This window comes from Streptomyces sp. SAS_281, assembly GCF_052542855.1.
Genome location: NZ_JBMNDO010000036.1, coordinates 25,008 through 39,105 on the forward strand (window position 1 = coordinate 25,008; position 14,098 = coordinate 39,105).

The following is a 14,098-nucleotide window of genomic DNA, read 5'->3' on the forward strand; positions in this document are numbered from 1 at the left end:
TGCGGCTCATCTTCACGTGCTGTCATCCGGCGCTCTCGCGCGACGCCCGGGTGGCGCTGACCCTGCGGCTGATCCGCTCCTCACTGGCGATCCGTCGTCGCGGTCCCCGGCGCCTCCGGTTGCGCGAGCAGGTCCCGCCCCGCGTAGTACGCGTGCAGCGCGGCCTCGCTGCCGGAGCCGAACGCGGTCATGATCCGCTGGTAGCGCGCCGAGCGGAGGTCGCCGGCGACGAGGACGCGGGGGTGCTGGCCGTTGGGGGCGCAGTAGCCGTCGGGGCTCCGGACCAGGTCGCCGGGCGGGGCGGTCGGGGCGCTGCCGAGGCTGAGGAAGACGGCGTCGGCGGCGAGCGTCCGCCGTAGTGCGTCCGGGGCTGTCACCTCCGCCGCGCCCGAGAGCGTCAGGTGTTCGACGGGGACGAGCGTGACCCGGGGGTCGTCGCGGATCTCGTCCGTCTTGTACGCGTCGGCCGCGGGGTACGCCACGAGCAGGCGGGTGCCGGTGTCCGGGTGGGCGCGCAGGAAGGTCCCGATCGGCCGGTCGCCTCCGAGGACGAGGAGGGCCCGGCCCTCTTCCGCCCCGGCCTGCCACAGCGGCGGCAGGGTGAGCCCGTCCGGTGCGGTGATCCAGGGGACGTCGCGCGGCTGGAGCGGCCCGACGCCGGTGGCGACGACGGCGTACGGGGCGGTGAGGCGGGCTCCGGTGCCGAGTGTGACGGCCACTCGGTCGTCGTCGGCGTGCAACTCGTCCACGGAACACCCGAGTTCGAGTCGGCACAGCTCCGTGCCCATGACCTCCGCGGTGATGGCGTCGGCGAGCGCGGGGCCGCTGGTGTGGCCGCCGAGCACGTTGTCGAGCGCGGGGATGCGGTAGAGGTTCCGGCACAGCCGGTCCGGCTCGACCAGCACCGTACGCAGCCCCACCCCGGCGGCGGTCCGTACGGCGGCACAGCCGGCGGGGCCGCCGCCGATGACGAGCAGGTCGGTGTCGTACAGCGTGTCGCCCATGGGGCCATTCCAGCACCCGGGGCCCGGAAGGCCGGCCCCGGCTGACGGACCTTGTGACTGACCGCCATCCGTGCTCCTCGACCCGGGCACCGCCGTACGGACCCGGCGCCCCCTCTCCGTCGCCCGCGCCCTGGGCGCCACGCCCGGCCAGGTCGTCGGCGCGCTCTGCGTCGCCTACGCTGCCCCGCATGCCCGAAATCACCACACCTGCCCGCCGCGACGACAGCCCCGAGGACTCCGTGCGGGAGCGGCTGCGGCAGACGTTCGACGAGGACGCGGAGCTGTACGACCGGGCCCGGCCGGGCTATCCGGCGGCGTTGTACGACGACCTCGCGGAGCTCGCCGGGGCCCGCCCCGGCAGCCGCGTGCTGGAGGTGGGCTGCGGGACCGGGCAGGCCACGGTCCCGTTGGCCCGGCGGGGGTGCCGGATCACGGCCGTGGAGGCGGGCCCGGGCATGGCCGCGGTCGCCCGGCGCAATCTGGCCGGGGCGCCGGACGTGGAGGTGGTGACGGCCGCGTTCGAGGGCTGGCCGTTGCCGGCGGAGCCGTACGACACCGTGCTCGTCGTCACGGCGTTCCACTGGATCGACCCGGCGGTGCGCGTGCCCAAGGCCGCCGACGCTCTGCGTACGGGCGGGGCGCTCGCCGTGGTGCGGACCCAGCATGTGCGGGGCGGCACCGAGGAGTTCTTCGTGGAGGTCCAGCGCTGCTACGAGCGCTTCGACCCGGGGACCGAGCCCGGGACGCGGCCTCCCACCGCCGCCGAGGTCGGCAACGGGGACCACGCGGAGGAGGTGGCGCGCAGCGGCCGCTTCGGGCCGACGGTCTTCCGCCGCTACGAGCACGACGTCACGTACACCACGGCGGAGTACCTGGACGTGCTGCGCACGTACTCCGGCCACCGGGCGCTCCCCGAGGCCGCCCGGAGCGGGTTGCTGGACTCCATCGCGGAGCTGATCGACGGGCGGTACGGAGCCCGGGTGACGAAGCGGTACCTGGTCGAGCTGGGGGTCTCCCGCAGGCGGTGACCGCTACTCGCTCACGCCCGCGATCCCCCAGCCCCGGCGGGCGGCCTCGGCCAGGACTTCGCCCCAGTCGGCCAGGAGGCGCACGAAGGCGTCGAAGTCGGTGTACCGGAACGCTGCGGAGTGCTCCTCGAAGGGCGCGCGAAGCTCTTCGAGCCGGGGCCGCAGGCGCTCCCAGGTCGCGAGCAGTTCCCGTACGCCCTCCGGGGTCTTCGCGACCAGCAGGCCGTGGCCGCCGGAGAAGAAGGCGTAGCCCTCGCCCGGCTCGTCGTCATCGAAGTCCGGCCCGTTCCAGATCAGCCCGCCGAGGAGCGCGTCCAGCTCCACCCGCACGGCCGGGCCGACGTGGTCGCGTGCCTTCTCCCACGCCTCCCCCGCCCAGAAGTGCGGCTTGTACGAGCCGAGGGTGCCGGGGAACTCGTACACGCCGAAGTACGCGCTGTGCGGCCCGCTCGGCCACTCCCACCCGTACGTCACCGTCACCGACGTGTCGTCCCACAACCCGGTGGCCTCGTCGTACCAGGCGTCCCGCAGCCGCTCCAGCCGCTCGGGGGGCGGGACCTCGGCCAGCCAGGACCAGTCGGCGATCAGTGTGGTGAGGTCGACGCCCATGGTGGTCAACCTATCGACCGGTACGGATCGTCAGGCGCTCGTCGGCAGCGCCGGATCTCCGACGCCTTCCCCCGATCGGGGCACGTTCGCCCGAGGTACCGGAATGCCGGCCGGGCGCCGTGGATGATCTTGGGGGAGCTGCCCTCCGCCTCCCGGAGGAGCCGACCGGCCCCCGGGCGCCCTTCCCCCCCCCACCTGGAGCATCCATGCGACACCGTGTGTCCCGTCTGCGCACGCGCGCCCTGGCCGTCGGGCTCGCCCTCACGGCGTCGGCGCTGCTGCCCTCCGGCTCCGCCGGTGCGGCCGACTCGTACCAGTGGGCCGCGCTGGGCGACTCGTACACCGCCGGCGTCTTCGTCGGAGCCCCGCAGCCGCCGCTGGGCGACGCGTCGCGCGACGGCTGCGCCCGCACCGCGGGTGCCTACCCGGACCTCGTGGACCGGGAACTCGCCGAGTTCCCGCCCGGCAGGCCCGTCAGCCTGACCGACGTCAGCTGCGGCGGCGCCACGATCTCCGACATCGCCACGACCCGGCAGACTCCGATCGGCCCGGTCCAGCCGCCCGCCGCCGGCTGGCCGTCGGTGGCCCCGCAGACCGAGCGGGCCGGACTCGGCGACGGGACGGACGTCGTCACCATCGGCGTCGGCGGCAACAGCCTGCCCTTCACCGACATCCTGGCCACGTGCCTGGAGATGGGCGCGGCCGGCCGGTCCTGCCGCGACCACTACACCAGCCCGCCCGAGGGAGAGGAGAGCCTTCGGGACAAGCTCGCCCGGGTCCAGGGCGAATACATCGGGATGCTGGTCCAGGTGCACCGGGCGGCACCCAACGCCAAGGTCGTCACGGTCGGCTACCCGGCCGCCCTCCCCGAGGACAGCGGTGACTGCGACCGTCTGTCCCTCACCGAGCTGAGCCTCATCGGCCACGCCGACGTCGACTGGCTCCGCGACGAAGTCCTCAAGCCGCTGAACAGCACCATCCGGGAGGTGAGCGGCTTCTTCGGCGACCGCTACGTGGACGTCTACTCCTCCAGCGTGGGCCACGACGTCTGCCGGCCGGCGGACACCAAGTGGGTCGAGGGCATCTGCGGCGACGCCGAGGACTACTGGCCCGCCGAACTCCCGGGCACGGCGCTGAACTGCGGTGCCATCGACAAGAAGGTCACGCTGGTCCACCCCAACGCCGACGGCCACGCAGCCATGGCGGCCCCCGTGGAGCGGGCCATTCGCGTCGCCCTCCTCGAACGCTGACCGTTGCGGAAGCGACGGTGGCCGGCGGTGTTGCGGGTGCGGCGGGCCGGGTGCGGCCGATCCCGGAACGAGCCCGGCCGGCACACGGGGGCCCGTGATCCGCAATTCCCTCTTGCATTTGCGAAAGCAACGCTATAGTTTCCCCTCGTGAGCACCACGGCGAGGAGTCAAGGCTCCTTGCTTGCCTACGAGATGGGGGGAAATTCGCATGCGTCGATTGCCCGCAGAGGTTCGCAAAGTGCAAGCCGCAGCGCATGCGGAGGGCTGCTCGGAGATCGTCGTACGGGCGGCCCGGGCCGAGGGGGACCCCCGGTGACCGCGAAGGCCCGCTTCCGGGCCGGCTTCGCCCTGGCTCTCGCCGCCGTCGTACTGGCGGGCACCCCGGCCGGGGCCGCACCCGCCGCGGAGAAGGCGCCGCCCCGTATCGAGACGGTCCTCGATGTGTCCGGGTCGATGGCGACCGAGGACGCGGGCGGGCAGACCAGGCTCGCCGCCGCCAAGACCGCCGTCCGCCGCCTCCTCGACGGGACACCCGACGGCACGGCCATGGGGCTGCGTGTGTACGGATCCGAGTACGCCGGTGAGGCCAAAGGCCCCGGATGCAAGGACACCGAACTCCTCGCCCCTGTCGCCCGGATGGATTCCGCCTCGAAGGCGTCCGCGCTGGCCCGGGTGCAGGCGCTGAAGCCGGTCGGGATGACGCCGATCGGCCGCAGCCTCCGGGCCGCGGCCGCCGACCTCGGTGACACCGGACCGCGCCGGATCATCCTCGTCAGCGACGGTGAGGACAACTGCGCTCCGCCGAGCCCGTGCCAGGTCGCCCGTGAGCTCAAGGGGGCAGGGATCGACCTGGTCATCGACACCGTCGGCCTCAGGGTCAACGCCGCCGCCAAGCGCGAGCTGACGTGCATCGCGAACGCCACGAAGGGAACCTATGTGGACGCGGGTGACGCGGACGAACTGGCCGACCGGCTCGACCAGTCCGTGAAACGCGCCCTCACTCCGTACGCGCGGAGCGGCACCAGGGTCAGCGGCGGCAAGGACTGTCCCAGCGCCCCCACCCTTGTCCCCGGCCAGTACCTCGACAGGATCCGCGACGGCGAGTCCCGCTGGTACAAGGTCACGCTGCATCCGGGACAGTCGCTCCGGTTCTCCGGCTCCGTCATTCCGGCCGGCGCGTGGGAGACCCCGACCTCGGTCAACGCCCAGTTGTCGCTGCCCGGCCGGGCCGGAGTGTGGGCGACGGAGACGGCGGTCGAGGACCGGTGGTCCAACGTCATGTCCATCGGCGTACAGTCCGAACGCCTGTCCTGGGACGAGATTCCCGCCGGGGCCGACAGCACCGAGGTCTGTGCCCGGATCCACAGCGAGGTCCGGACGGCGCAGGCCGAGCCGGTCGAGGTGGCCGTCGGCATCGCCGACCGGGCCGTCCGCCCGGACGGAACCCCCGACGAACGGGTCACCGGTGCGGGCGCCGAGGCCGGACAGCCCACCGCACCCCCGCACACCGAAAGCCCCCGTGCCGGGGCCACCGAGACGACCGCGGCCGCCACGTCCTTCATGGACCGCCCAGCGGCCCTCGCCATCGCCGCCGCAGCCGCTTTCCTGCTGACCCTGGCCATTCGATCCGTCGTCACCCGCAACCGCCGCAGGGGAGCCTGACATGCGCGTACGCACCGCACTCATGACCGCCGCGGCGTTCGGTTTCCTCGCCACCGGCCCCGCGAACGCCGCCGACGGCGACACGGGATCGGCGGGGGGCTACTCGTTCAACAGCAGCACCCCGCTCGCCGGGGGCGCCCAGCGGCAGCTCACGGTCGGCGACTTCCCCATCTGGAGGATCACCCTCAAGCCCGGCCAGCGCCTGGACATCAAGGCATCGGTCGAGGTGCCCGGCGGCTACGATCCCGGCCCCTCACCCCACTACGAGCGGCTCGGTGTGCGGATCTACGACCCCACCCGCCGGCCCCTCCTGTGCGACGGCAGCTCCGACGGCACCAAGATGATCTACCGCGGGCACGCCACGGCCCTGAGCGGCGGCACCTTCACCGCCGAATGCACCGTGGGAACCGTCGACTACAAGCCCATCGAGCGAGCCGGGACCTACTACGTCCAGGTCGGCATCGGCGGAGCCACCCGGACCAAGGGCGACACGCTCCCGCTCACGGTGTCCGCCGGCACCGGCACCGGCGTCACGCCCAGGCCCGCCGAGTCCTGGAACCCCGGCACTCCGGCCGGCGCCGTCCCCGCCGAGCCGAAGCCCGCCGCCGCGACCACGCCACCCGCGGCGGCCACGGACACGGCTCCCGCCGCTGCCGCCGCCGCGACAAGCACGGGGCTGCCGCCCTGGGCGATGCCCGGCGCGCTGGTCGGAGGTGCGGTCGCCGCTCTCGCCCTCGGCGCGGTACGCCGCCGCCCCGGCCGCGAGGCGCAGCAGCGGCTCATGCCCCCACCCGCACCCGCACCCGGAACCGTGCCCAACGGCCCACCGCCGTACGGTGCCTGGCAGCAGCCGCCCTCCTCCGGCGGCCCCGGTGGGCCGCCGCCCTCCCCGTTCTGAACCGGACGTGGGACCTTGTCACCAGCCTGGCCGGACGGCAGGGTGAGGGCCGTGAACCCCTCCTTCTTACGTGAGGACCTGCAGGGCGCGGTGACCGTGACGCTGGAGCGCGTCGGCGACCCCGCGGCCGTGGGCAAGCACCCGTCCTCCGCCGGTTTTCCGAGTTGCACGGCCGTGGTGGACTACCCGGGCAAGGGGTACCGGGCCATGTTCGGCTGGGTCCAGCTGGTGCGTTCGACGGACAACTCCTCCGAGGGGGCCGCGTTCGACATGGACCCCTTCTACCTCTTCGAGGACGCGCCGTCGCCCTACGCGTTCTTCGGTCTCAACCCGACGCTGTTCGATGCCCCGTCACGGGCTGAACGGGCCGTCCTGGACTGGACGGCGCACAGCTTCCTCGCCTGGACGCCGATGGACGACGCCGAACGGCGCGTCGTGCCGCCGGCCGGCTTCTCGTGGGGGTTCGGCATCGACGCGGCCGGCGAGATCGCGTTGCACGGGGTTCAGCCTCTGGCGGCTGAGGACTGGGCCGAGCACCTGCCGTACCTCGGCACCTCCTACCCGGGCTGGGGCTTCGACAAGTGGCTGCCCGAAGCAGCCCGGAGTCGTTGAGCGCCCAGGCCGCCGCGAGCGCATGAGCCGGCCACCGACACCGGCCCGGATGCCGTGCGCGTGCGACGGACCGCCTCTGGTTCACCGCCCGGTCGCCCACCCCGGCACCCAGGTCCCCGCCGCCCCGTAGTCCCCCGCCGTCGCCAGGTGCGTCCGCAGCGTCGCCAGTGCCGGGTGCGGGTTGTCGCGGTGCCAGAGGAGGGAGTGGGGGTAGACCGGGGCCGGGTCCGTGACCGGGATGCGGCGCAGGTCGTGGGTCCGGGGCCAGATGAGGCGGGAGTGTTCGCCCATGAACGTGGCCAGGGACGGGGTGTCCGCGATGGTGTCGAGCAGGACGTCCGAGCCGAAGTTGGGGCCCGTCGCCTCGATGGTGAGGTCGAACTCCGCGACCAGGTCGTCGTAGTACGCGCCCCACTCCGTGCCGGGGGCGATGCCCGGCATCCAGATGCGGTGGCCGGCCAGGTCCGCGAGGGTCACCGAGGGGGCGTCGGCCAGGGTGTGGGCGGGGCCGGTGAGGAGCTGGAGGGGTTCGTCCAGGACGCGGGCGGACGCGATGTCGTCGGGGAGGGGGCGGCCGGGGGCGCCCACCGCGCGGAAGGTCGCGTCGAGTTCACCGGTGCGGAGGGCGGCCACGGCCGTGTCCATGCTGACCAGCATCATCACGTCGAGGGCGATCCCGGAGTGCGCGCGGTGGAAGGCGCGCATCAGGCTCGACTGCGCGGTGCGGGACGCGATCACATCGACGCGCAGCGGGCGGCTGCCGGGGCGTACGGACGCGCTCGCGCGCTCGGCCGCGCGCAGCAGTTCGCGCGCGTGGGGCAGGAACGCCCGGCCGTCGATGGTCAGCTCGGCGCCGCGCGGGGCGCGCGTGAAGAGGCGTACGCCGAGGGCCTGCTCCAGGGCGGCGATGCGCTTGGAGACGGCCTGCTGGGTGACCGCGAGGTCGGCCGCGGCCCTCTGGAACCCGCCCGCTTCCGTGACGGCGACGAACGTGCGCACTGCTTGGAGGTCCATGGCAGGCCAGCCTAGTGAACAACCCCTGGTTGTGCTGTGACCGGTCGATGGTTGTTTGACCTGCGCTTCTGCTGAGCGATTAGCTCTCGTTCGGCAATTTCGGGTTGTGTGGGTGAGGCGGCGTGGGCAGAAGAGCGTTGGGGCGGCCGTTCGGCCGGCTGTGGGCCGCGTACGCGGTGAGCGCGTACGGGTCGGGGCTCGGGTTCGGGGCCCTGCCGCTGCTCGCCGTGCTGGTGCTCAACGCCGGGCCCGCCCAGGTGTCCGCGCTGTCGGCGGTCGGGCCCGCCGTGGGAGCGCTGATCGCGGTGCCGCTCGCGCCGTGGGTGGAGTTCCGGCGTAAGCGGCCCGTCATGATCGGGATGGACCTGGTCCGGTTCGCGGCCATGGCGTCGATCCCGGTCGCGTACGCCTTCGGGCTGCTCGGGTTCGTCCAGCTGCTGGTCGTGTCGGCGGTGATCGCCGCGGCGAAGATCGCGTTCGGCGCGGCGAGCGGCGCGTATCTGAAGGCGCTCGTCCGCCAGGAGGACCTGCTGGTCGCCAACGCGCGCTTCGAGTCCACGAACTGGAGCTCCATCGCGGCCGGCCCGCCCCTCGGCGGCGCGGCGATCGGGATCTTCGGGCCGGTCACCACCGTGGTGGCCGACGCGCTCAGCTATCTGCTCTCCGCGCTCGGCATCACCTCGATCCGGGAGAGGGAAGACGCGCCACGTCCCAAGGACGGGAGCGCGCACGGGGCGGACGCGCTGCTCGCCGGGTGGCGGCACATCTTCAGCCACCCCGTGCTGCGGGCGCTCTACCTCAACCAGGTCCTCGTCGGCGGCCTGATCATGGCCACCGAACCGCTGCTGGCCGTGCTCCTGCTGCGCCGGCTCGGGTTCCCGCCCTGGCAGTACGGTCTCGCCTTCGCCGCTCCGTGTCTCGGCGGGCTCATCGGCTCGCGGCTGGCCCGCCGGGTCGTCGCCCGCTACGGCCGCGACCGGGTCTTCCGGACCGTCGGCACCCTGCGCGCGGTCTGGCTGATCGGGCTGGTGTTCGTACGCCCGGGAGTCGTCGGGCTCATCACGGTGATGGCCGTCGAGCTGGCGATCATCGTCAACATGAGCCTGTACGGGCCGGTGCTCTCCACGTACCGGCTGGAACACACGCCCAAGCACCTCGTCGCCCGCACGCTCACCGCCTGGTCGATCGGGCAGCAGGCGTCCATCGCCGTGCTCACCGCGCTCGCCGGGCTGCTCGCCGACGCCACCGGCCCGCGCACGGCCCTCGCGGTCGCCGGGGTGCTCGTCCTGGGCACGCCGTTCCTGCTCCCCGGGCGGAGGCGGGTGCCCCGGGCGGCCCTGGATCCCAACAGGGCTTGAGGGAGGCGTGACGGTCCGGCTGGGCGCTGGGCGCGGTCTCCCCCGCGCCCCGCCGGACCGGGTGCTACGACGACTTCGGCGCGATGACCGAGAACGCCCCGCCCTGCGGGTCCGCCAGGACGGCCATGCGGCCGGCGACCATGTCGAAGGCGGGGGCCAGGACCGTCGCGCCGGCGCGGACGGCGGCCGACTGGATGTCGTCCACGCTGTCCACCGCGAAGTACGGCTGCCAGTGCGGCGAGACGCCGGGCGGCACCTTGCTCATGTCCATCATGCCGCCCACCGCCCGCCCGTCGACCTGGAACTCGACGTAGCCGTCGGCGCCCTCCATCTCGGAGGGGGTCGCCGTCACCGGCAGGGCGGCGGAGTAGAACGCGGACGCCGCGTCCGGGTCGGGGGTGGTCAGCTCGCTCCAGACCAGCGCGCCGTGCTCGTTGACGATGCCCGCACCGGCGAAGGTGCCGGGCTGCCACAGGCCGAAGACGGCGCCCGCCGGGTCGGCGAGCACGGTCATGCGGCCGAGGTCCATGACGTCCATCGGGGGGACGACGACCGTGCCGCCGGCGTCGGTGACGGACGTGATGGTGGAGTCGACGGCGTCGGTCGACAGGTACGTCGTCCACGCCGCCGGCGGCATCGGGTCCGGCACCGTGCCGTCCGGGTTCATGGCCTTCATGATCCCGGCGACCGGCTTGCCCTTGAGCGTGCAGACGGAGTAGCCGCCGTGTTCCGCCGGGCCCACCTCGCCCTGCCAGCCGAAGAGGTCGGAGTAGAAGTCGATGGCCGCCTGCTGGTCGGGGACCATCAGGTCGATCCAGCAGGGGGTGCCGGGCCGGTAGGGGTCGTTCATTTCGGGCACGGGTGCCTCCGGGAGGCTGCTCGGGGACGGACGGGCCGTCCTTACCCGCACCCCGCGCGAGCGGAATCGACCCGTACGGGTGACAGCCCGTTCAGTACCAGGGCCGCTCGTCCGGCGCGGGCAGCGGGCGCAGGGCCGGCCAGTTCTCCAGCAGGCGGGCGGCCAGGGCGGAGGTGAGGCCGCCGAGCGCGTGCAGGCGGTCGTGGTCGCGGGTGAGGTCCGCGACCACGCCCAGGCGGTGCACGAGGCGTTCGCGGGCGGAGACGTACCCCCACTCGAAGTCCTCGGCGGGCACCCGGGCGAAGTGGTCGGCCGTCCCGCGATGCGCCCGTTCGACCAGTGCGTCGCCCTGGATGAGCCAGCCCGCGCACGCGTCGGCGAGGTCGCCCGGTACGTCCCTGCCCGTGAGGTCGCGCCAGGTGGTCCGGTAGACGGCCTCGACCTCGGTGAGCGGCGCGGCGGTGACCGACAGGGCGCACCAGCAGGTGGGGAAGCCGATGCGGAAGTACGCGAGCTCGACGAGGCCGTTGCCGAGGGCGGCGCCCTCGAAGTCGACGAAGCGGACGCCGTCCGGGGTGCGGAGGTCGTTGCCGGGGCAGGGGTCGCCGTGGAGCAGGGCGTGGTGCCCGGTGGGGTCGAGCCGTTCCAGGAGCCCGGCGAGTTCGTCCGGGACGGCGGCCGGTACGGGCACGTCGAGCGCGCGGGCGAGGGCGAGGAAGGACTCCGCGTCGGCGGCCGTGGGCCCCGTCCAGGCCGGGAGCGCGCCCGCGTCGGCGGGTCCGGTCAGGGCGTGGAGCCGGGCGAGCGCGTCGGCGTACCCGGGCATCCAGTCGTCGGTGCGGCCGAGGTCCTCCACGTATTCGAGGAGCATGACCCGTGCCGCCGGGTCCGCGGCGAGCAGCGCGGGCGCCACTGAGCCGCGTCCCGCGAGGCGCAGCCCGGCGACCTCCCGGGCGAAGCGCGCGTCCGCGCCGGCGCGGGTGTCCCCGTCGCCGGTGATCTGCTTGAGGATCACGGGCCGCCCGTCCTCCGCCCGCAGCCGCCACACCCGGGACCGGGGGCTGCTGTCCAGGGGCTCGGCCTGTGCGGGGATGCCGCCCATGGCGGAGAGCAGGGGGGTGGTCAGCGGAAGGGGGTTCGGCATAGGGGTGAGCGTAGCCGGGGGCTTCGGCGGGACCCTCGTTCCGGGGAATCCTCCGGGGGGATGGCCCCGCATGCGGGTGGGGGCGGTGACGGCCGCGCAGACTGGTGTCCCCAGGACCGTGTCGAGGGCGGAGTCATGATGAACGAACCTGTCGCCGAGCTTCATCCCGGCTACAGCAGTGCCGGTGCCGCGGCGACCCCGTGGGCCGAGGTGGTGGCCGTCCTGGAGCGGGCCGAGATGTTCTGGCTCTCGACGGTACGGCCGGACGGGCGTCCGCATGTGACGCCGCTGCCGGCGGTGTGGCTCGACGGGGCGCTGCACTTCTCGACGGGGCTGGAGGAGCAGAAGGGCCGCAACCTCACCCGCAATCCGAACTGCGTCCTGACGACGGGCAACAACGCGTACGGGCGGGGGCTCGATGTGGTCGTCGAGGGGCCGGCGCTGCGGGTCGCCGAGCGCCCGGTGCTGGAGCGGCTCGCGGAGCTGTGGATGGCGAAGATCCGGTGGCCGTACGACGTGGTGGAGGGCGGCTTCCGGCACCGGCCTGACGGTCCTCAGCCGGAGGGTTCCGGGGAGCCGGGCGCGGTCGTCCCGGTGTTCGCCGTCCGGCCGGTGAAGGTCCTCGCGTTCGGCCGGGGCGAGGCGTTCAGCCAGACCCGTTTCCGGCCCTGACGGGCTACGGCCGCTGGATCCAGGTGATCTCCGGCCGGATTCCCGGCAGGCTCCAGAACTCCAGGGCGCCGCCGGCCAGGTCGGCGAGGAACTGCACCGCTCCGCCGGTGTAGTGCCACCAGGCGCCGTTGCGCGAGGCGACCGTCACCGTCCAGGCCGATGGGCCGGACGGGCTGGTGGACCAGAGGAAGTAGTCCCCGTCGTAGGAGGACGCCCAGGGCAGCAGGCCGCCGGGGGCCGGGTACGGGTGCAGGGGGACGGCGAGGTCGGCGTCCTCGCACCACTCGGCCAGGGTCTCCAGGTCGTCGTCGTCCTCGGCCCAGGCCGCTTCGTTGCCCGGTGCCGGGCCGCCCACATGCAGGAAGTCGCTCAGCACGAACGTCGGGTAGCGGTCGCACAGGAGCTTGTAGTCGGCGGGCAGGGGCGTCCCCAGGGCGGTTTCCAGGCGGGTCCAGTCGACGCCCGGCGGGGCCGGCAGGCGGTGTGCCGCGAGAGCGGGCAGCACGCGTTCGAGTTCCGCGAGCGCCTCGACGGGGTCGGTGAGGCGGCGGGCCGGGGCCTGCGTACCGACGAGATCGTCTTCCACCCGCGCAGGGTGCCACAACAGGCCCCCGCCGCCGCGGCCGCCCCCGTACTCTGTTGTCCTTGACCTTCCTGTTGCATTCCCTTTGCGCAGAGGAGAGTTGACTTGGACAGGCACCGCCGCACCGGCAGAAGCTGAAGGGTCAGGCAATGGAGATCGCACAAACGCTCGCGCTCATCGCGGCCACCGTGACGACGGGGCTGGTCAGCGGGCTGTTCTACGGCTTCGCCATCTCCGTGATGCCGGCGCTGCGCGGTGCGGGGGACCGTACGTTCATCGATGTGATGCAGCGGGTCAACGTGGCCATCCTCAACGGGTGGTTCGTGCTCGGTTACATCGGGGCCCTTTTGTTCACGGGGCTCGCGGTCGGGCTCCAGTTCGGCGGCGGGAACCGGGACGCCGTGGTGCCGACCGTCGCGGCGCTCGTCTGCTACATCGCGTCGATGGGGGTCACCAGCCGCCTGAACATCCCGCTGAACAACGCGCTGGAGGCCGCGGGCCCGGTGGACGGGATCGCGCGGCCCGAGGCGGTGCGGGCGGCGTTCGAGGGGGCCTGGGCGCGCGGGAACGTGCTGCGCACACTGCTGTGCACCGCCGCCACCGGGCTGCTGTGCTGGGCCCTCGTCCTGAACGGCGGAAGCTGAACACGCGGGAGGGCGGGTACGGGGCTCGTGCCCGTACCCGCCCTCCCGGAAGAGCGTCGGCTCAGCGGCCGACGGACAGCAGCGCCTCGGCGCGGCCGTGCAGCTTGGCGGCGTACGCCGCGCAGCCCAGGGCCGCCGTGTTGAGGAGCGTACGGAAGATGTTGACGGTCTCCCAGGTCCCCTTGAACTTGTCGACCAGGGAGAAGTCGTGGATCTTGGCCGGGTTGCCGAGGTCGGCGAGCTGGTTGTTGAGCGGGATCTCGACGCCCATCGTGAGCATCAGGACGACGAGATAGAGGACGGCGGCGAGGCCGGCCCACAGGGCGATGGTCCTGCGTCCCCGGCGGAACTCCAGGAACGCGGCGAGGCCTGCGGCGACGATGGCCCCCATGAAGATGAGCGCGAACAGGCCGTTGCCGTCGATCTCCGCGTTGAACTGCTGCATCGCGGTCACGTAGGTGCGGTCGTCGGTCTTGGCGAGGCCGGGCATGACCGAGACGTCGAAGGCGAAGAACAGGCCGGCCATGAGCCCGAGCGTGATCACCGAGATCATGTGCAGCCAGCCCGCGGCCTTGTTCGGGCGGTCCTCCCGCGGCGGCACGGGCGCGGCGGGCTGACCCCACGGCTGCTGGTACGGCGCCTGTCCGCCGGCGGGGCCCTGCTGCTGCTGATACGGATTGGGTGTCATCGGTACGTCCTCGCTCTTGTCCGGTTCGTAAGTGGGGTGCCGAGGCGCGCTGTTGACGAGGATAGAGGTGCTT

Annotated in this window: 15 protein-coding genes; 8 read left to right on the top strand and 7 right to left on the bottom strand. The window is 73.3% G+C overall.

The genetic code is table 11. From position 1 onward, the window contains the following. Window positions 1–80: 80 nt before the first annotated feature. Window positions 81–1,004, bottom strand: coding sequence for an NAD(P)/FAD-dependent oxidoreductase (locus tag ACN6LM_RS16250; RefSeq protein ID WP_445066068.1), 924 nt, complete (start codon window positions 1,002–1,004; stop codon window positions 81–83). A gap of 188 nt (window positions 1,005–1,192) precedes the next feature. Here ACN6LM_RS16250 and ACN6LM_RS16255 point away from each other — a divergent pair, with 188 nt between their 5' ends. Then, a complete protein-coding gene (locus ACN6LM_RS16255; protein ID WP_445066069.1) occupies window positions 1,193–2,032 on the top strand; it encodes a class I SAM-dependent methyltransferase in 840 nt (279 codons plus the stop codon). A gap of 3 nt (window positions 2,033–2,035) precedes the next feature. Here the strand turns inward: ACN6LM_RS16255 and ACN6LM_RS16260 are convergent, their stop codons facing one another. Further along, complete coding sequence (locus ACN6LM_RS16260; RefSeq protein ID WP_445066070.1) at window positions 2,036–2,641, bottom strand: hypothetical protein; 606 nt, start codon at window positions 2,639–2,641, stop codon at window positions 2,036–2,038. Window positions 2,642–2,847: 206 nt separating this feature from the next. Here ACN6LM_RS16260 and ACN6LM_RS16265 point away from each other — a divergent pair, with 206 nt between their 5' ends. From ACN6LM_RS16265 to ACN6LM_RS16280, 4 genes are all read left to right on the top strand, one after another. Continuing rightward, window positions 2,848–3,891 carry an SGNH/GDSL hydrolase family protein gene (locus tag ACN6LM_RS16265; protein WP_445066071.1) on the top strand — a complete coding sequence of 348 codons (1,044 nt, stop codon included), beginning with the start codon at window positions 2,848–2,850 and terminating at the stop codon, window positions 3,889–3,891. Between the two features lie 312 nt (window positions 3,892–4,203). Continuing rightward, on the top strand, window positions 4,204–5,553 hold the full coding sequence (locus ACN6LM_RS16270; protein ID WP_445066072.1) for a vWA domain-containing protein: 1,350 nt from the start codon (window positions 4,204–4,206) through the stop codon (window positions 5,551–5,553). 1 nt (window position 5,554) lies between these two features. Next, window positions 5,555–6,451, top strand: a complete 897-nt coding sequence (locus ACN6LM_RS16275) for a hypothetical protein (RefSeq protein ID WP_445066073.1) — start codon at window positions 5,555–5,557, stop codon at window positions 6,449–6,451. Window positions 6,452–6,502: 51 nt separating this feature from the next. Beyond that, window positions 6,503–7,063, top strand: coding sequence for a hypothetical protein (locus ACN6LM_RS16280; protein ID WP_445066074.1), 561 nt, complete (start codon window positions 6,503–6,505; stop codon window positions 7,061–7,063). 81 nt (window positions 7,064–7,144) lie between these two features. On the opposite strand, the gene ACN6LM_RS16285 is transcribed toward ACN6LM_RS16280, so the two are convergent. Then, on the bottom strand, window positions 7,145–8,077 hold the full coding sequence (locus tag ACN6LM_RS16285; RefSeq protein WP_445066075.1) for a LysR family transcriptional regulator: 933 nt from the start codon (window positions 8,075–8,077) through the stop codon (window positions 7,145–7,147). A gap of 122 nt (window positions 8,078–8,199) precedes the next feature. Here ACN6LM_RS16285 and ACN6LM_RS16290 point away from each other — a divergent pair, with 122 nt between their 5' ends. Then, the gene (locus tag ACN6LM_RS16290; RefSeq protein WP_445066076.1) at window positions 8,200–9,435 is read left to right on the top strand and encodes an MFS transporter; all 1,236 of its coding nucleotides are present in this window, start codon (window positions 8,200–8,202) and stop codon (window positions 9,433–9,435) included. A gap of 64 nt (window positions 9,436–9,499) precedes the next feature. Here ACN6LM_RS16290 and ACN6LM_RS16295 read toward each other — a convergent pair whose 3' ends face one another. Continuing rightward, window positions 9,500–10,285 (bottom strand): VOC family protein, encoded by a 786-nt coding sequence (locus ACN6LM_RS16295; RefSeq protein WP_445066103.1) that lies wholly within the window; start codon window positions 10,283–10,285, stop codon window positions 9,500–9,502. 100 nt (window positions 10,286–10,385) lie between these two features. Then, on the bottom strand, window positions 10,386–11,438 hold the full coding sequence (locus ACN6LM_RS16300; RefSeq protein ID WP_445066077.1) for a phosphotransferase family protein: 1,053 nt from the start codon (window positions 11,436–11,438) through the stop codon (window positions 10,386–10,388). A gap of 135 nt (window positions 11,439–11,573) precedes the next feature. Here ACN6LM_RS16300 and ACN6LM_RS16305 point away from each other — a divergent pair, with 135 nt between their 5' ends. Next, window positions 11,574–12,110, top strand: coding sequence for a pyridoxamine 5'-phosphate oxidase family protein (locus ACN6LM_RS16305; RefSeq protein ID WP_445066078.1), 537 nt, complete (start codon window positions 11,574–11,576; stop codon window positions 12,108–12,110). A 4-nt stretch (window positions 12,111–12,114) separates the two neighbouring features. Here the strand turns inward: ACN6LM_RS16305 and ACN6LM_RS16310 are convergent, their stop codons facing one another. Beyond that, on the bottom strand, window positions 12,115–12,696 hold the full coding sequence (locus ACN6LM_RS16310; RefSeq protein ID WP_445066079.1) for an SMI1/KNR4 family protein: 582 nt from the start codon (window positions 12,694–12,696) through the stop codon (window positions 12,115–12,117). Between the two features lie 146 nt (window positions 12,697–12,842). On the opposite strand from ACN6LM_RS16310, the gene ACN6LM_RS16315 reads away from it, so the two are divergent. Then, the gene (locus tag ACN6LM_RS16315; RefSeq protein WP_445066080.1) at window positions 12,843–13,337 is read left to right on the top strand and encodes an anthrone oxygenase family protein; all 495 of its coding nucleotides are present in this window, start codon (window positions 12,843–12,845) and stop codon (window positions 13,335–13,337) included. Window positions 13,338–13,398: 61 nt separating this feature from the next. Here ACN6LM_RS16315 and ACN6LM_RS16320 read toward each other — a convergent pair whose 3' ends face one another. Further along, window positions 13,399–14,025 carry an anthrone oxygenase family protein gene (locus tag ACN6LM_RS16320; protein WP_445066081.1) on the bottom strand — a complete coding sequence of 209 codons (627 nt, stop codon included), beginning with the start codon at window positions 14,023–14,025 and terminating at the stop codon, window positions 13,399–13,401. Between the last annotated feature and the right edge of the window lie 73 nt (window positions 14,026–14,098).